The sequence below is a fragment of the Ochrobactrum sp. WV_118_8 genome (assembly GCF_039631535.1).
Classification (GTDB): Bacteria; Pseudomonadota; Alphaproteobacteria; order Rhizobiales; family Rhizobiaceae; genus Brucella; species Brucella anthropi.
In genome coordinates this window covers 1,830,322-1,846,491 of record NZ_JBDIUZ010000002.1, presented here as the reverse complement: position 1 = coordinate 1,846,491, position 16,170 = coordinate 1,830,322, and the positions used below count along the sequence as shown (strand labels likewise).

Below are 16,170 nucleotides of genomic sequence, written 5' to 3'. Positions count from 1 at the left end.
AAACCTGAAATGTATCGGACCGACCGCGATCATGAGACGTCGAAAATCTGCGCCGCGCCGGGATATGACTACGGTCGGGCTACGCCCTCTCTCCGTCACACCCCGGCGCGAGTCTCATCCTGATTGACGCTGAATCTCACCTTGATTGTCGCTACGCAGGCGGATTTGTTTCGTATGCGGTCGGGTCGAAGACCCCGTTGCTGATCTGCTGCAAAGACAGCGAGATATCGCGAGCGCCATCGGTATTGATCCCACCAAGCTGGCGGGTCAGCACCTGAAACGTGCGATCGCCATACTTGGCGCTATTCCAGCGAACCCACCGGCCTTCCTTGATCGTGTCGAGGAACTTCGGATGAACGACGATTTCCGCCGACGCCTGATAGCGAGCGCCACGAATTGCGATGTCTGCCAGCCTGTCCACCTGCCGTACATCGGTGACGGCGGCGTAAGGAATGGCGCTGGCCAGCGTTTCCCGATCTTCGGCCAGAGCGCCTGCATCGATGCGGGTTGCCGCGTCCTTCGTCTCGTAGAAATCTTCAGGTGAGACATAAGAAGCCGCAACAGTGTTGATAAGCTCAGTCCGCTTGCGTTTCGCGCTGAAGCGAAGCGGTGCACCACGCTTGATATCGTCGTCCGTGATCGTGGCAACGATTGCCTGTGGCGCGCCTGCAATCGGGAATTCACCATCAACGCGCTCAACCCATGAGCCGCACATCGCTTCTAGGATCGGCATCAGGTTGGCATCGTGGTTCGCTCCGGGACCATCCTTGGCAATCGCATGTGCACGATAACGCTTCGAACCGTCCGGCATGGATTCATCGCAGATGTTCGCAGCCTGGGTATATTCTGCCAATGGGAGGCGGCTTGCACGAACGGCCTTGCCGACCATGCGCTGGGTTCCGTTGAAGAAACCGCGCTCCAGATTGTAGATCTGGACTGGCGGATTATCGGAATATTCCCACGTGCTCTGGTCATTCCAGCGATGCGCGCCCGAACCGCCCATGGTGCTGTCCTTGCGCCAGTCGTACAGCGGAGCGCCAACGACTTCGAACAGCAACTTGGCTGGCGAGGTCAGGCCATCGCCGTTCTTGCGCAGTTCCGAAAACACGATGGCATAGGCAATGCCAGCGCCACGATGGTTCGCAGTCCAGCGACCGGCAGGGCGGGCATTATTGATCAGCGTCGGCTCTGCTAGCTGATCCATCGTGCCGTAATAGAACTTCACCCGGACGTTGTCGTGATCGTCGCCACTCGTCCCTTCGTTCGGCACAAGCCAGTATCCGTCAGCATCTTGCTGCACTAGCGAACGCCACTCACCGTTGTAGCGTACACGCGGCACAGCGGTGATACGGAAGCTGGACAGGACGAACACGTCCTGAATGAGACGCCCGCCGCTGCCGTAGCTGTTGCGATAGATATGATGACCTTCGGTCGCACACGTGCCAAGAATGACTGAACGCGGGATGTTTGCCCCGTACTGAGTTTCCAGTTCGGAAGCGCGGCTCTGCGTCTTTGGCGGAAATATTGCATTGAGAGCAAACTTAGCTGCAATGCCGAAGGCTGTCTGCGCAATACCGGCAAGGATCGGGCTTGCTGCCGCCCATGCGGCAACGCTGGACACAACGCCTCCAATGAAAGCGCCAATAGGTGCTAGGAATGGCATATGGAAGCCTCATGCACGCGCAACAAAAAAGGCCCGCTGCTGGCGGACCTTCAAAGGCGCAAATTGTAGTTGTGGTTAGCTGCCGACCCTGTAGGCCTGCTCGATATCGGTCACCGGAAAGAACGTGAGCCCGTGCGGCTGTTTCACAGCAAAGCCTGATCCACAGATGAACCCGGCCACGTATTCGTCGTTGATGATCATCACGCCGACATCACCCCGGCGGGCGGAGAGCCGATTAATTGGCTCAAGCCGGAGATAGGTCTCGAACACGTCCTTGACGTTCTCACAGCCATTTGCGCGCATCTTTCGAGCCGCACCGGCTTCGGTTTTGTACTTGCCTCGAAACTCAGCAAGTGGGTTTTCACCGGTGACTGCCTTGATCGCATCAGCTGCCGTCATCAGGCAGTCTGAAACGCCCCATTCCGGAATGATCGACACGTGAGTGGTTGCAAGGTCTTCCAGCGCTCGATCCCAGCCCGCAACCCTAGCCGAACTTGATTTTGAAGAATTCATTCTTGGTCCTTGCTGCGTATTCGAAAAGCATATCGCCCGGCGAAACAAGCTGCTGATCCTCATGTGAGGCGTATCGATAGCCTTCGCGGAAATTGTCGACTGCGCCGGTCTCGATATGGCCTTCAAGCCAAACCTCGTCGCTTTCCTCGCGGTGATCGATGGTATCGACATACCCGTACCACGTCGGCTCAACATGAAGGAAAGCGTTGGTGTCAGGGTCGAAATAGAAGTCGTAGAAAGTGACAGGACGGTTCTTGTAGTCTTCCTGCTCGATCTGACCGAGCTTGTCTGGGGTCAGGCCAAAGTCGGCGGCAGCTGGCAGTCGCATAGTCACTGGCTGCGCTGCCGTGCCGAGCGCATACATCGGCTCGTCGATATCGATCAGCGTATTGCCGTGATAGGTCAGGCCACCGTAGTCCTGACTGCCCTTACCTGAAAAGAATCCATAAATGCCGGTGCCGAACTCGAACTTCACGGCAGAGGCGATCTTGCCCCTGCCCTCGTTGAGCAATTGCTGTAGACGTGCTGGGAAAGCCATGTGATAAACTCATCGTAATACGAGCGATCGACGATTTTTGGAGGCAAGACGATGCAGCGGAATGTTCGATTGCTTTTCGTACCTGCTGCATCAATTGTCTTGGCCGGTTATGGACCACCCAAAGAATACGCTCAGCAGGAAATAGAGGAGCTCCGAACGGAAATAATCCAGTGTGTATCCAAGTTGAGTAAGGTCAAAGGGATACCACTAGACGGCAAAGCATCGATCAAACTCGTTGTCTCGGAAGGTGGAATATTTCAAGAGATTGAAGTCAGACACAACGGAGACGACGGCAACGTTACATTCGGGAAAGACGCTTCAGATCTGATTCTGGAATGCGAACCCTTGAAATCGAAATATATCGGCCCCGTGAATTTCACTATTGAGTTTCGGTAACATTCATTTCGGCACCTCAATGATTTGAAACTTTGCCGTTGGCATTACGCCATCTTCAACTTCGGTCGATCCCGGAACAATCCGGGTATTCAGAACCGGGTCTTTGAAGCGAACCGTTGCCCCGTTGGCGATATACGATGGCACCGGAGGCTCGACGGGAAGAGTGATTGTCGCTCCTGCGGTTGCATTAGCAGTTACTCGATGCAGGCTGTGATATTCACCGGTCGTAAGCGAGATCAAATCGCCCTTTGTCATCGCCAGTCCAACCGTTACGCCTCCGATCAGCAGCGCTTTCCCATTCGTCACGGATGTAAGAGTACCATTGTCTGCCGGAACAGCACTATTCGGATTGATCCAATAAGCACGAGGAAGCGATTGCTTGCCCAAAACCGTGTAAACAATCGTCTCCATGCCGTTCTGTGCCTGAGCAAGCCAGCCTTCGAACTCGGCCAAGTCTTCATCATACATTGGCTGTGTTTCGATATTGACCGTCCACCACTCATCACCGTTCTGAATCATTGATATGGCGCGTTCACCATACCGAGACATGGAAATCGGCTTGTTCAGTCGTGGACGGCCAGCCTGATACTCGATGAAGTCAGGGAGACTGATACTCATTTCGCATAGCCTCTCTGGTTCACCTGACGCAGATCACGAGCAGCACGAACGGCGCCGCCCTTGTCGTATTTCTGAATACCGGCCTTGAAGGTCTTCGCAGAACCTTCCTCAACTTCGCCCTTGATATAGTTCTGAAAGTTTCCATCGTTCACGAAACGAGTTTCGGTGATGACACGAACAGTCTGTCGACCGCCGCTAACAGCAGCCTCTCGAACACTCGGCAAGGTGGAGCGAGACGGCATAGAGACGACATTCCCGTCGACCGGACCACCATAGGCAAAACCGCGCAACTTGTTATCGTTCATCGCCTGCAACCACGGCCCGAATGCCTTGGTTGCCTGGGCATTCATGACGAACTCACCATTCGACAACCATGCAGGAATGCTGTCAGAGGTCGCAGAGCCGGGACCGGATACGTAGCCGCCACTTGCAAGCCGCAGGCCTGACCACGGGTCTGCCGATTTACCGCCGAACAACTCGCCTAAGAGGCTGCCAAAGCCACTTCCGCCAAAGAGCGAATCTATCCCGCTATCGATCAGGGCATCAGCAATCTTGGTGATCGCATTTACCGCAGCGTCGGCAAGTGAACCCCACAAGCCTCGCCCATTGGCAAGACCGTTCGCCATATCGGAGAAGAATCCCTTAGTTGTAACCTTGGCGAAGTTGATCGCATCCTGTGCCTTCTGGATTGCTGATTCCAGACCCGCCATGGTTCCGGCAAGCATCTTGATATAGTCAGCCTGCTTCGGCGTGAGCTCGATACCATGCTGTTGCGCCTGATTGAGCATTTCCTGCTCGTACCGAAGCGCATTGGCGGCTTCTTCCGTCATGCCAAGTGCCTGCTGTTCGACCAGAAGTGACGCTATCCGCCGATCAGCACCGTCAATGATGTCCTGATAATATTCGGCATCAGTCTTGCCCCTCCGCTTCCGACCCTTCTTCGACTTATCGTCAACGTCGGTTAGGCCCTTGGCAAGCTCTCTCAGCTTACCCGCTGCGGCAGATGCCCCGCTTTCAATAGCTGAGTACGTATTGCCGACATAGTCAGTCTTTTGCGCATCCTGAATGGATTTTAACACACCTTTGTCAAATGCTTGGGCTTGGCCTGCATAGGGATTTTCAATTTGACTAATCTTGTAGTTGCGCAATGGCCCCAGATCGGGAAACTGCGGCGCCGCTTCCCGATCCATTCCCAATGCTTCAAATCCGTTCCGAAGCGACCCGTTGATGCTTATAATCATGCCGTTCACGAGGCTTACAGTCTCGCGCACCATATACTGGATACCGCCGAGAAAATTATTAGCGACCTGAATGGACAGATCAGCAAATGCCCCGGGAAGTGCCGACCATCCTTTTACAATAGCATTGTAGCTTCCGACGAATACCCCGATGATAGCATTGACCCCGCTTTTTGCGGCCCCGACGATGTCCAGTCCGAAGATCCTGGTCAGTTCATCGCGGAATATATTTGCGGCAATGACGGCTGCGGCAAAACCAGCCACCAGAGCGGTAACGGGATTAGCGAGCGCGAACGATGCACCCATGCTGACCGCAGCGACCGATACACGTCCCATCCAGGCGATGAGATTTACCATTCCGGCGATCACGGATGGCGCATAGATTAGCGCGAGTGCCGCAGCAGCCGTTGCAGCGTAAGGAGCAATGGCCTTAAGATTGTCGGCAAGGAAGATGAGAGCCTGAGCGGTGCGCTTTGGCCAATCGACCATTTGCAGACCCGCCGCAGAAAGCGACACAAGGCCGATGGTCAGGAGGCTTACTGGCGAGATGACGGACATGAATGCCGCGCCGAGACCGCGTAACGGGTTTTCCATCATGCTGATGACCGCTGCAAGCTGCGTGCCCTGCTGCAAGCCGATCTGGAATGCGCCCATTCCCATCTGCGCAGAAACGGCGATGTCCTGAAATTGTGCCGCGATGTTGGCTGTATTGAACTTGCTTGCTGCCTTGATGTTGTCGTTTGCGGCAGCACTCGCCAACCGAAGTGACTGTTGTGCTTGCCTTGCAGCGCCCGCAACACGTTCCAGTCCGGCTTCGGCGTTATTCGTTCCTGCCGCAAGCCGCGAAGCCGCAGATGCGGCACCTGAACTGGTCGAGGAAAAGCCGTTTACCGCTGCTTCTGCCCGTTTTGCCGCACCGGACATCTTGTCGAGCGCACGAGTGCCTTTCTCAACCTGATCACTGCGCACTTCCAAGCCCAGAGTAGCGATGTCAGCCATGTTGCGTTCCTTTCAGGCGAAAGCTATCGTCCTCGCCACCTAAGAAGGAGACGGGGCATGAAGTATTTATTCATCGGGGCAATGATTGCGGGGCTCTGGGCCAGCACGGCAGCGGCTGAAACCGCAGACTGCGGTAACCTTAATTCTCAACTGCTTACGATCAAAGATTGGTCAGCGAAACCGGGAGATTTCGGGAGCGTATCCGTCAGCATGACCCTACAAAGCAACAGCGACAAACAAATCCGCATGCTCAAAGCCGTCGCACTGTTCGTTGACCCTTTTGGCGAGAAAATCGCAAACCTTGCACTCGATCCTGACACGGTAATCAAGCCCAAGGCAGCCCTTGTGGAAAAGGGTTCTTGGAGCGCCGCTCGGCTAGCAAAAGTCCGGCCTCAAGACGTAACCGCTAAGATATGCGTTTCCGCTGTCCTGTACGAGGACGGGTCGAAGGAAGAGTTCAAATGATTAGGTCAAGTGTATTTGCATTGGCACTGACCTTAACCTCTCCTGCTATTTCTCAGCCAATTGAAGTTGCACCAGAAAAACAGGAACAGTTACAAAAATCTCTCACTCGGTTGATCTTTGCGGATCAATGTAACAAGCGGCTAGATATGCCAGAAATCGTTGAAGACGCCCAAAAGGCATTGATCAATTTTTTGGCCTCGGCTGGCGTGAAAAACCCCTCTGAAACGGCAAGCAATGCTTTGAAGAAACTTGCCGACCAACCGCAGGAAAAAGAGCAAACCAATTTCTCGCTGTTCAATCCGACCATGTGCGGGAAGTTGGCAACATCATTGAAACAAGAGCTAGGAAATTAAAAGCGGCCCGTAGGCCGCTCCTTATGCTGGGAGTCTGCGCCGCTGCTGGTTGACCGTTTCTGGAAGGGCTTATGCGTCAGAAGATGACTGATCTCGGACCTGAGGTTCACAATACTTCTCCACAGATTTATCCATTTCAACCGTATCTACCGGAGCATCAACATTCATTGTCAAATCAGGGACGATCGCTAACTGGCAACCGCTAATTCTTCCCATTCTCTTACTAAAGCTGCTGATCGAAGCTTGATCAAAAATGGGTTCAATCGCGACTGCTTGTCCGTTCTTTCCTGTCCAGTTAAACCCAAGGCTCGACTTGCTCCAGGTCATTTCAAATTTCGTCGCATACGCATAACGCTCATCGCCGACCACAAGCAAATTTGTAAGAAGACAAGACATTGTCCTTGGAAGCTCAACGGATGGGGCATCCGTTTTAAATGTTAGTGGGCTCAATGCCCCAGGATCCCTGAACGAATAGTACGCTGCATCAATGGCATCTTTGGCATCATAAATATCCTTTATGGAAATCTCTTTATCAGGCACTGCGGCTTCATTGCGCAGATATCCAAATCGTTCGACAAGAGGCAGTAAACTTAGCCACCCCTGATCGTCGATCAGCATAGGCTCATCAACATGACCAACTCGATGTTCTTCGCCATCCCGGACCACCCAAAGCGCGAACTTCCCTTCCTTAAATATCTTCAAGACCCTTAAAATATTCAACCAAGAAAAAACCGTAGCGATCGAATATTCATTTAACCCATTAGTAATACTGAACTTTAGGCTTCCGCCCCCAAATATGAAATCCACCATATTTGTCTTTAATCTTACTTTAAAGTACTCAGCTGGCAAGTTCGGTATGTTAGGGCTAATTACTTCGCAAACAAATTTCGCAAAATCTTCATTCTCCATTGACCGCACGACCACCTCAGCTTTTTCCGAGGAACTCGCTGTGATGGTCATCGTTCCTTCCGTGAAGTCGTATGGAAAGATTTCTTTGTCTTCCAGCTTAATTTCGAAGCGTTCTTCGTATGCCTTTATACTTTGCACATTGAGTGTCTTAAGGCCGAGCATACCATCAACAATCTCACCCATGTCCTTGGCATCAAAAGTGGTATTCACACTGAAGAAATTTTGCTTATATCCGAGCAATTTACGCTGACGGGTTTTTTCCGCCGCATATCGATCCATGTCTGGACCGATGGCGCGCTGTAATACTTCCACCAGAGCCGTAGGCGCCAGATCTACCTGTTCGCCTTCTCCAAACGAAAATGAAATACTATGCTCATTTAGTTTAGTAGAGCCTTTTGCGTATTCTTCTCGTAGACGTTTTAGAATTTTAGCTAGAGGATCATTCAATAGATGCAATAGACGCATCTCAACTACATCGTCCTCTGGACCTATTTTGAGCATCGCCACGAAAACAGGATGGGAATCCGCGATCAAACGAGCAGCGACAGAAAGTGACAGCGTTACTCGTTCGGTTGTTTGCTTCACTGCCTTAATTTGTACGGCACATTTTAGAGGTGGGAGTTGCTTGTCAAAAGAGAGACACTCGTCTCGTTCTGGAAGTTTAAACTCAATTATTCGGTCTTTTCCCACACGATCAGGGTCGATCTTCCCAACGAGCAACCTTGCCTTATTCGCTAGCCCTTGGAAAAAATCTTCTCCAACCCTGCCTAAGTGATCGGCCTCCGAATATTCAGACATATCGCCCCCTGCATGATTCCGAGCACGGTAATTTGAGTACCCAAGCAAACACCGGTATAATTATAAATTGCAAACATTATCTGCATCCATCGACACCTACCAACTCACGAATCGAACGCTATAATTCCCCAATAGAGGGGAACCCACATGAAAGCACTTGTGACCGCCAGTTTCGCCCTGCTCGTCCTTTCCAGTTGCACAAGCAATAGGGCGCCTGACCCTGAGTACAAGGAAGTTCGCTGCAAGCAGTTGCTCAGTCGGACGGAATACCCGGCCATTCGGGAAATCGAGCGAGTACAGGCCAGAACCGAAGCTGCCCAGTTGGGTTGTTATCAGCAAGGTTGAACGAGGCTCGACACCTCCCGGCGACTGCTTGTCCATCGCTCCGCGTGCGATCTCCTACCCCTTCTTCCGTTTGAAGCCGCGCAACAGCGATGCAACGCCATGCCCGTCACTGGCTGGTGTTTCATTCTTCAACTGGTCGCTGGATTTCGTTTTCTGCCCTGCCCGCGTAACAGCGAGGATGGCGTTATCCAGTAAGCAGATCAGTTCGACCTCCCATGTCAGCATCGAGATGCCATGAACACGGCTATAGGCGTCGATCTCTCCATACGAGATCGGATTTGCAGACATGCCAACTGATCGGCGGGCGTTCAGATCAAGGAACCAGCCCCAGACGTGCCGTAAATCGTCTGGGAAGTCTGGCAGTACGGTAGGCCGTCGTTTAGCGAAGACGGCCTCGCCGAACGAAATTAGGTCGCTGGCGAGGCTTTCACGAAAGCCAGTTGATTATCCGCCGCGGCGTCGATTTGCTCGGCAATGAACCACAAATCCGGGTTGGTCAGCACTGCTCGGACGTTTTCCGTCGTGCATTCAATGGCCTTGCCGCCTCGCTCGAATCCTTCCCACGAAAGTACAGCAGCCACCATCACATCAATTGCGCGATCTTCGATTTCTTCGACCGTCTGAACTTTCTTCGGATTGCGCTTCTGGTCGCGAATATTGGCATTAGCCAAGCGACGCTGGACATCACGAACGCGTTGCGACTGATACGACGCAACGCGAACTTTCATGCCCAATTTCTTGCCTGTGGTCGGGTGAACAATATCCACCTCGAAACCTTCGTCAAATGCCTTCGCCGCACCGTCAAATACTGACAGATCCATCTGTGAACTTCCTGTTGATACGTCTGTGGAGAAGCGGTTGATAAACTGTTGGAATTACGGGGTTCCGGCAGTGGCTTCTTGTTCAAAAACGGCAGTCGTAATGCCGAGATTGAAAGTCGTAGTGACCACATCATCGGCTTCGCCGTAGCTTTCCTTGGCCGACTGTACGAGCGCGTGAAAATAGAACTCGGTCGGGGTTCCGGTTTCATCTGGAGCATCGTTCGCGATGATACGGATAGCGTAAGCCAGATTGGTTTTTTCAGCCGCCCTCAGCGCGATCTGGCCGGCGTCGAGAGGATCACGACCACACACCAGGGCGAGAACGCCAGCATCCCGAGCACCCTTAAGATGGCGCACCCGGGCATCCGACAATGACGTGAAGGTCACGTCATTGGCTTCGTCGCCGAATTCGCCGAGGTTCTGGACCTCGCCAACCGGAACAAACGCCAGAGCCTTATATGCTGTGATGATAGCGGCCTCATTGGCACCGGTTACGGGAGTTGCAGGCCCGATAGCAATCGTAGAGCCCGAAGCAGTTGTAATCATGGGTCTTCTCCATATGAAAAAAGCCCCGGATCGGGGCTGTTAACGGCTCAGGCCGGATGAAAGTTATGCGAAACAGTCGTATGAGATCGTCACCGGCACTTGCCAGTGCGTCTCGTCGCTGAACCCTCGCGCGATGTCGGGCGCCTTGGTGATGCGAACGGACAATCCGTCTTTCGGCAGCATAAGGTCCGTCGGGAAATGTTCGGCCACCTTCCCTGCATTCTCTGTCGAACTTGTTGTGCCACCGTTCAGCGGCAGGAATACGTCAATCTGAAGAATGCCGCGTCTTTGGTGCGGCTCAGTCGACCCGACGAACCGGCGGCGCGATGTGTTCGGGACATGTGTCACGCGCAAATATCCCGTCGCAGGCCGCTGGAACGCGATATTGGGCCAAGCGACCGGAAGCGCAGGATTAAGCACCAACGAAGCCACACGCTCGAACAGAGCGTTTTCTATACTCTTCTCGATAGTCATATCAGAGCTTGAGCCTTTGCTTCACTTCTTTGGCTTTGGCGGCAACGATTTCCTCCCACCGCTGAGCGATGAGCGTTACCCACGGGCGGGGAGCCGAACCTTTGGCACCGTAGTGCACATAGGCCGCATAGTTCGCCGTGTAGCCGAGATAGATCGTATCGCCGAGATCAGCGCTGTTGATCACCAGAATGACTGGCTGCAGATCAGGAGGAACCGACCCGCCGGGATTGTCACGATACAGCCTCGGCATGGCTTCACGCGATGCCATCAGAGACGCACGAAGATAGCCGGTTCGCCGGTATTTCTCAGACGATGGCTGGTCATAGACCATGTCAGACAGAAGCTTATCCATCTGGCTGACTAGCGCCTGCGCGCTCTCTTTGAACACGACTTCTAGCGCGCCATCGACCTTAACGGCCCACTGTCCGACGGTTGCAGCAAAAGACTTGGCCATTATTCCACCAACTGAGCGACGAAATCGATCTTGTATTCGGCGATGCACTTGCATCCGATCTTGTGCCGAGCCGGAATGCCTGGCGCATGCGGATACATAATCAACGTCCCGTCAGGCGCGACAAAAGGCTGGTCATATCTGACCTTCTGGCCTCTCATCGCCACGTGCTGCGCTCTCGGGTGCTCCTGCGGTGTATGCCGCCAAGTCTTGGTGACGATGTCTGCCGAAAGGTTCCCGTTATCGATCTGCTGACGAAAAGCGATGTCTTTGGCCGCTGCCATCGCATCGAATGTTTCATTCAGCGCTATCGTATCGGCGCGAAGTTTCAACAGACCCGCACTGTATCGATTGACGATCCTGTCCACGACATCCGCCGGCAACGGGGTTTGCTCTTTGAGCGCCTTCATCACCGTTCGGTCAAATCGCTTATCCCGCCGGCCGCGCTCCAGGTAGTTCCGCAACAGCGCAGGATCGCCGGACAGCAGTTCATCGCGAGCGCTCTGGACGAACCGGGCCAGTGCTGCCGTCAGACCGATAATCCCACCTTCTCGCTTTCCAGTAGCCCGATTCACCGGCCCAACGATGGATTTTGCGGCCTTCGTCGGGTTGTCGCCTCGAGCAAGGCTCTCCGTCAGAGCGGTGCGGATGCTTTCGACCTGATCAGCGACGATTCCCGAAACAAGGCTTGCTGAATGATCGCGTAGCCAGTTTTCAGCAACGACATTTCGCGCATCCCATCGAATAACGACGGTGTGGCCCTCTGGGTCCTTGAGAGCTGGCATGTTGGATACAGTGTCGACGCCGCCCGCGTTGAACGCTTGACGTAGAGCCTCTTCGAGCGGATTGAATGCCGCCTCTTCAATGAACATTGCATCAATCGCGCCGGATATATCGCCCTTCTCCAGCCGTTCAACGACCCTCCGAAGGACAATGTTGGACCGGATATCATCCACGGCTGCCATAAATGCGGCGCGCAGAATTGGCTCGTATGTCGCGATAAATGCTTCAACCCGCTCGCGGGGCGTGAGACGCTTGAGCATTTTACACTCCGTGATAAACAAATGTGTGGGGAATCATTTGGGGTGATAGCGTGACAGAATCCGGGCTCGAACCTATTACTACGGCAATAGATCCACTCAGCTGGGCTGATTGGTTTGTGTCCGCCCCTGTTATGGGCTGGGTTACCTGGATCGGCTTTATTCTAACTTTCGTTGGGCTAATCTTTGCGATTTATCAAGCAACTGCTGCCAAGCGCGCTTCTGTAGCTGCCAAAACAGCCGCGGACGCCCTTAAATTGCGCATTGATGCATCTAACGCCGCCTTTGCTAGCGGTCAGCTAATTGCGGTCTCCAGCGCTATCCAAAATAACCAATTCTCGGTCGCACAAGCGTTGTTTGACCCAATCAAGAGAAGCTTACATATACAGTCTCTGCACGCCGAATTTCTCGAGTCTGACGCTCAAGATCTGAAACGAAGACTTGGAATTGTTGACTATCAATTGATCCTCGCGATTGAACCCAATCAGAAGTTCAATCGCGTTTCACTTACTAAGGCAATTTCTGGCGTGATGGAGATCAGTGCCAGATGGGAAGCCGTGGCCCAAACAAAAGCGAGTGCACAGCTATGAAATTATCCGAGCTAATAATCAAAATAACCGAGGCCACTGAAACAGGGAAGTTCGAATGGACAGAACAAGCGCACGAAGTTTACGTTTGTAAGCTAGGAAATGTGGTAGCCGTGACGCGCCAGTACGTTGATGATGATACCGGCGAGCTGGGTTACACTTTTGCTATTCATAAGAATACCTACTATGCGCCCGACTCCACGAACTTCCTAGATTCAGAGTATGGCGATAGGTACTCAGGACGGTTTACTGAACTTGAACGAGCATACAAAGCCGCAAGACGCAGCGCTCTCAAGCTGAACGAGACATATGACGAAATTTCTAATCTCATCGATAGTAGAATGAGATAATTATCACGACCTAGTTTGAAACTCGAAAAGCACGATGATGCCCGCCGGATTGAGTGGCTTTGCCTCGACGATCGTGCTGACAACACCGCCGATAATAACCTTATCGGTTGTCGTCGGCTGGATTGCCAGGCCCTTGATGGCGACGTAGACCTTTTTGTCGGTCGACTTGATCAGTGTCCCGTCAACGTCCTTCTGGTCATAATCCAGCGCGACCAGAGTACACGGATAGTCCGTATCACTCGTACCGGGGTTCCACGGGTCACCCGATGTCTCGGTACGCCGGATAGCGCCAGTCTGACCGAACTTATCAATCAAACGGTTCGCCGTGGCTACCGAGCGGGCATAATTGAACTTGGCCATTATGGCGCTCTCCAATGGATCAAATCCCCGACCAAATGCGTTGAAAAACATCGGGAACCGAAGGAGGACAACATGAACGTCGCAAACTTGCAGCTCGAGGGTCTGTGCCTCGCTTTCGCCGCGATCAATCATGCACTGGTCGAGAAGGGCATTCTCTCTCAGGTTGAGATTGACGAAGCCCTCAGACGGGCCGAAGCAACCGCTCGTGGAGATGATCGCTTTGTTGAGGACTTAAACCCGTCCAATCGCGATGCAATCTGCTTTCCCATCAGGGTTCTTCAAATCGCCAATACCACCGGCGCAGAACGTCCGTGGAACTTCACCGAACTTGCCCGTTTGGTTGGCGAAACGAAGCAGCCATATAACGATATGCTTTAGGCTCTTGCTGCCGATCCGAACACACCGGGGCCCTTGCCGCGGGTGAACCCGGCAAGGATGCCGTCGACGATGCTCAAAACGGGTAGAACATCGGAGGCTCCACCGTTCGTATCCTGATAAGTGGTCGAGATTGGCCCCACTACCTCCTGTTTGATCGCTTCGGCTGGCACGTAGTCTGGCGAAAGGCTTCCCGGTGCACTCAATTCCCGCCAAGCGGCTTCACACAGCGCGTTCTTGACCTTTACCGGAACAACATCACTCGGAAGCGCAGATCCGCGCCATACGGCGTTCTTGCGAGGCCATTCCAGTGCTTGCTCTACCGTGGCGGGTTCACCGATGAATCGCTGTCCGTAAGTTCCGTCTAACCATATCGTGCCACGGCGCAAGGATTGCTCAAGATCGGTATCTGTTTTCCCTTCAAGGTCATAGTCGACTTTTCCACAGTAGGCCTTGAACTCGTCCAGATCGACGTAGCTGTCAGCGTCAGGATCGCCAGGAGTGATGATGAGTGGCATCAGTTCAAACCTCGCGTTTCCTGAAATGCTGAGAGTAAGCCCTGGAATATCGCCTGCATCGAATATGCTTCGAATTCTGGCGACGGGTCTTGCTCACCAATGTCATTGCGGATTGTCTGCCAGACGTGAGTAGCCTCATGGACAAGAAGGCCGGTGATTTCAGTAATCGACCGTTCATTCTCACTCCCGTCGCGGATCGTGACGATGACAACCACCTTCCCGTCATTCGTGAAAGTGGTGCATCGCCCGTCGGTGTCTGGATAAGGTTCCTTGCAGTCCAATCGCTTCATTTCGCGCTTCCATGCCCTCTTTGACGGGCAGAAGCCGAAATAGACTGGTTGCCAACCGCGATCACACCAAATCACGCGGTCTTTGTCGCTCATTCTGCGGCAGCCTGGGCATTCAGTTCATTGAACTTGTCGATCAGCGTTTCAAGCTTGGCTGAAGGATGAGGAGCCTTGCCGGTTGCGGCTTCAACTGCCGCCCGGAGCTGCTCTTCGCTGAACTGGTCGCCGCTGTCCGTGCCAATGCCGTTGGCAGGCGGCGTCTGCGACTGCTGGCCTTCGTCCTTCCCGCGCTTCTTGTGCGGGTTGATCACCTTTGCGTCTTCCGGCGCGAACCGAGCATCGATGATCTTGAAGCCATCGGCCCGAAGCTTTTCTTTGAGCTTCTGCGATACCGGGTGAACGACATATGCGATTTCACGCTCTTTCGACATGGGAACCCTCAAATAAAAAGGGCGAGCCGAAGCCCGCCCAGGTTGATGATTAGGCTGCGGCCACAGTCAGAACGCCGGCCGTGTGTTTGATGCTGGTCGCGACCTTGTCCCAGTTCGTGCCGGTGGCGATCTCAGCGTCGGACGGCGACTTACCACCGTTGGCTTCATCCCAAGTGTAGCCCTTAAGACACAGACCGAACGAATAGTCCATCTGCATAGTCGTCTCGATGCGGGTCTGGCCGTTGGAGGTTTCGATGTTCGTGATCACATCGCTGCCGTCATGAACAATCGCAGCACTTTCCGCGAGAGAAAGCACCTTCAATTTGTTCGGCGTTCCGGCCTCATACAGAGCCGGTGCATCGGTGACGATCACGGGCTTGCCGAGGATATCGACCACACGGACATTCTGCGCCTGGAAGAGCTGAGCCGTGTTGACGAGATTGGCGCCGATGAGCTTGTGATAGGCCGTGCCGTTCATGACCTGAGCGATCAGATTGCCCGAATGATCACCGAACTTTGCATGCGCATCGTTCATTGCCACGTACGACAGGGCCGGATCGGTTGCCGCGGACACATCATTCGTCGCGTCCGGCTGATTGCCGATGGCGGCGACAAGTCCAGCAATAGCCGTGTTGAGTTGGTCAGCCATCATGGCTTCGGCAAAGTTGCGGGATGCCACTTCGATACCTTCAGCGGTCGGCTTCTGAAGCCAAGTCATCTGCGATGGTTCGTAGCGGATCGGGCCGAAGCCGCCGGCGATCTTGACCGAAGAGTGCTTCTGCTGGGTCAGATCGGTCGCGGCTGCTGCGGCTTGTGCCGCATACCGATCAACACGACGCTGTGCTGAGTGGATGGATGCAAAGAACGATTCCTGAAGGAAATCGCCCTCAAAACCCTCCGTGGTGAGACGGATTGCGCCGTTGGAGGCGGCATTGAACTTCTGCACCATCTGCGCCAGCGTTTCGATGATGGCGGGCATGAAGTATTTGTTGAATACCTGCATCTGGGAAAGAGACATGGAAAGCTCCTATGCTGTGTCTCGGGATTGTTGGTTGGATGGGCTTCCCGCCCGCTTGATGCCGCTTCTCATCCCGA

23 protein-coding genes are annotated in these 16,170 nt (G+C 53.6%); 6 read left to right on the top strand and 17 right to left on the bottom strand.

The window, feature by feature from the left end; genetic code table 11:
• Positions 1 to 151: 151 nt before the first annotated feature.
• The 3 genes from ABDF71_RS22930 to ABDF71_RS22920 form a co-directional block, all read right to left on the bottom strand.
• Positions 152 to 1,621, bottom strand: a complete 1,470-nt coding sequence (locus tag ABDF71_RS22930) for a phage tail protein (RefSeq protein ID WP_500061815.1) — start codon at positions 1,619 to 1,621, stop codon at positions 152 to 154.
• 117 nt (positions 1,622 to 1,738) lie between these two features.
• Entirely contained in the window at positions 1,739 to 2,176 is a 438-nt protein-coding gene (locus tag ABDF71_RS22925) for a DUF6950 family protein (RefSeq protein ID WP_258124121.1), read from the bottom strand.
• Positions 2,148 to 2,714, bottom strand: coding sequence for a hypothetical protein (locus ABDF71_RS22920; protein ID WP_258124120.1), 567 nt, complete (start codon positions 2,712 to 2,714; stop codon positions 2,148 to 2,150). Before ABDF71_RS22920 ends, ABDF71_RS22925 begins: the two co-directional genes overlap by 29 nt.
• Before the next feature lie 51 nt (positions 2,715 to 2,765).
• Here ABDF71_RS22920 and ABDF71_RS22915 point away from each other — a divergent pair, with 51 nt between their 5' ends.
• A complete protein-coding gene (locus ABDF71_RS22915) occupies positions 2,766 to 3,110 on the top strand; it encodes a hypothetical protein (RefSeq protein WP_151576538.1) in 345 nt (114 codons plus the stop codon).
• Positions 3,111 to 3,113: 3 nt separating this feature from the next.
• Here the strand turns inward: ABDF71_RS22915 and ABDF71_RS22910 are convergent, their stop codons facing one another.
• Both ABDF71_RS22910 and ABDF71_RS22905 read right to left on the bottom strand, forming a co-directional pair.
• A complete protein-coding gene (locus tag ABDF71_RS22910; RefSeq protein ID WP_151576537.1) occupies positions 3,114 to 3,728 on the bottom strand; it encodes a hypothetical protein in 615 nt (204 codons plus the stop codon).
• Entirely contained in the window at positions 3,725 to 5,965 is a 2,241-nt protein-coding gene (locus ABDF71_RS22905; protein WP_258124119.1) for a phage tail length tape measure family protein, read from the bottom strand. The genes ABDF71_RS22910 and ABDF71_RS22905 overlap by 4 nt, the downstream gene beginning before the upstream one ends.
• Before the next feature lie 57 nt (positions 5,966 to 6,022).
• Here ABDF71_RS22905 and ABDF71_RS22900 point away from each other — a divergent pair, with 57 nt between their 5' ends.
• Complete coding sequence (locus tag ABDF71_RS22900; protein WP_025091520.1) at positions 6,023 to 6,430, top strand: hypothetical protein; 408 nt, start codon at positions 6,023 to 6,025, stop codon at positions 6,428 to 6,430.
• On the top strand, positions 6,427 to 6,783 hold the full coding sequence (locus ABDF71_RS22895; RefSeq protein WP_151576535.1) for a hypothetical protein: 357 nt from the start codon (positions 6,427 to 6,429) through the stop codon (positions 6,781 to 6,783). Before ABDF71_RS22900 ends, ABDF71_RS22895 begins: the two co-directional genes overlap by 4 nt.
• Before the next feature lie 69 nt (positions 6,784 to 6,852).
• Here the strand turns inward: ABDF71_RS22895 and ABDF71_RS22890 are convergent, their stop codons facing one another.
• Entirely contained in the window at positions 6,853 to 8,490 is a 1,638-nt protein-coding gene (locus ABDF71_RS22890; RefSeq protein WP_258124118.1) for a hypothetical protein, read from the bottom strand.
• 147 nt (positions 8,491 to 8,637) lie between these two features.
• Here ABDF71_RS22890 and ABDF71_RS22885 point away from each other — a divergent pair, with 147 nt between their 5' ends.
• Positions 8,638 to 8,835, top strand: coding sequence for a hypothetical protein (locus ABDF71_RS22885; RefSeq protein WP_151576533.1), 198 nt, complete (start codon positions 8,638 to 8,640; stop codon positions 8,833 to 8,835).
• Between the two features lie 54 nt (positions 8,836 to 8,889).
• Here ABDF71_RS22885 and ABDF71_RS22880 read toward each other — a convergent pair whose 3' ends face one another.
• The 6 genes from ABDF71_RS22880 to ABDF71_RS22855 all read right to left on the bottom strand — a co-directional run bounded on the left by ABDF71_RS22880 (position 8,890) and on the right by ABDF71_RS22855 (position 11,999).
• Positions 8,890 to 9,198, bottom strand: a complete 309-nt coding sequence (locus tag ABDF71_RS22880; protein ID WP_439710725.1) for a phage tail assembly chaperone — start codon at positions 9,196 to 9,198, stop codon at positions 8,890 to 8,892.
• Between the two features lie 44 nt (positions 9,199 to 9,242).
• Positions 9,243 to 9,656: a hypothetical protein gene (locus tag ABDF71_RS22875; RefSeq protein ID WP_112702498.1), complete on the bottom strand. Its 414-nt coding sequence runs from the start codon at positions 9,654 to 9,656 to the stop codon at positions 9,243 to 9,245.
• Positions 9,657 to 9,710: 54 nt separating this feature from the next.
• Positions 9,711 to 10,202, bottom strand: a complete 492-nt coding sequence (locus ABDF71_RS22870) for a phage tail tube protein (protein WP_258124117.1) — start codon at positions 10,200 to 10,202, stop codon at positions 9,711 to 9,713.
• A gap of 63 nt (positions 10,203 to 10,265) precedes the next feature.
• Positions 10,266 to 10,676 carry a DUF4128 domain-containing protein gene (locus ABDF71_RS22865; RefSeq protein ID WP_258124116.1) on the bottom strand — a complete coding sequence of 137 codons (411 nt, stop codon included), beginning with the start codon at positions 10,674 to 10,676 and terminating at the stop codon, positions 10,266 to 10,268.
• A 1-nt stretch (position 10,677) separates the two neighbouring features.
• Positions 10,678 to 11,130 carry an HK97 gp10 family phage protein gene (locus tag ABDF71_RS22860; protein WP_258124115.1) on the bottom strand — a complete coding sequence of 151 codons (453 nt, stop codon included), beginning with the start codon at positions 11,128 to 11,130 and terminating at the stop codon, positions 10,678 to 10,680.
• Positions 11,130 to 11,999 carry a putative phage head morphogenesis protein gene (locus ABDF71_RS22855; protein ID WP_500061813.1) on the bottom strand — a complete coding sequence of 290 codons (870 nt, stop codon included), beginning with the start codon at positions 11,997 to 11,999 and terminating at the stop codon, positions 11,130 to 11,132. The genes ABDF71_RS22860 and ABDF71_RS22855 overlap by 1 nt, the downstream gene beginning before the upstream one ends.
• Positions 12,000 to 12,220: 221 nt before the next feature.
• Here ABDF71_RS22855 and ABDF71_RS22850 point away from each other — a divergent pair, with 221 nt between their 5' ends.
• Positions 12,221 to 12,757, top strand: coding sequence for a hypothetical protein (locus ABDF71_RS22850; protein ID WP_204157898.1), 537 nt, complete (start codon positions 12,221 to 12,223; stop codon positions 12,755 to 12,757).
• 350 nt (positions 12,758 to 13,107) lie between these two features.
• On the opposite strand, the gene ABDF71_RS22845 is transcribed toward ABDF71_RS22850, so the two are convergent.
• Positions 13,108 to 13,464, bottom strand: a complete 357-nt coding sequence (locus tag ABDF71_RS22845; protein WP_258124113.1) for a hypothetical protein — start codon at positions 13,462 to 13,464, stop codon at positions 13,108 to 13,110.
• A gap of 72 nt (positions 13,465 to 13,536) precedes the next feature.
• Here ABDF71_RS22845 and ABDF71_RS22840 point away from each other — a divergent pair, with 72 nt between their 5' ends.
• Positions 13,537 to 13,842 carry a hypothetical protein gene (locus ABDF71_RS22840; RefSeq protein WP_151576524.1) on the top strand — a complete coding sequence of 102 codons (306 nt, stop codon included), beginning with the start codon at positions 13,537 to 13,539 and terminating at the stop codon, positions 13,840 to 13,842.
• Here the strand turns inward: ABDF71_RS22840 and ABDF71_RS22835 are convergent.
• From ABDF71_RS22835 to ABDF71_RS22820, 4 genes are all read right to left on the bottom strand, one after another.
• A complete protein-coding gene (locus ABDF71_RS22835) occupies positions 13,839 to 14,357 on the bottom strand; it encodes a DnaT-like ssDNA-binding protein (RefSeq protein WP_258124112.1) in 519 nt (172 codons plus the stop codon). The genes ABDF71_RS22840 and ABDF71_RS22835 overlap by 4 nt on opposite strands.
• Positions 14,357 to 14,647, bottom strand: a complete 291-nt coding sequence (locus ABDF71_RS22830; RefSeq protein ID WP_258124111.1) for a basic secretory family protein — start codon at positions 14,645 to 14,647, stop codon at positions 14,357 to 14,359. Before ABDF71_RS22830 ends, ABDF71_RS22835 begins: the two co-directional genes overlap by 1 nt.
• 89 nt (positions 14,648 to 14,736) lie before the next feature.
• Positions 14,737 to 15,075, bottom strand: coding sequence for a hypothetical protein (locus ABDF71_RS22825; protein WP_258124110.1), 339 nt, complete (start codon positions 15,073 to 15,075; stop codon positions 14,737 to 14,739).
• 49 nt (positions 15,076 to 15,124) lie between these two features.
• Complete coding sequence (locus tag ABDF71_RS22820; RefSeq protein ID WP_258124109.1) at positions 15,125 to 16,093, bottom strand: major capsid protein; 969 nt, start codon at positions 16,091 to 16,093, stop codon at positions 15,125 to 15,127.
• Positions 16,094 to 16,170 lie beyond the last annotated feature (77 nt).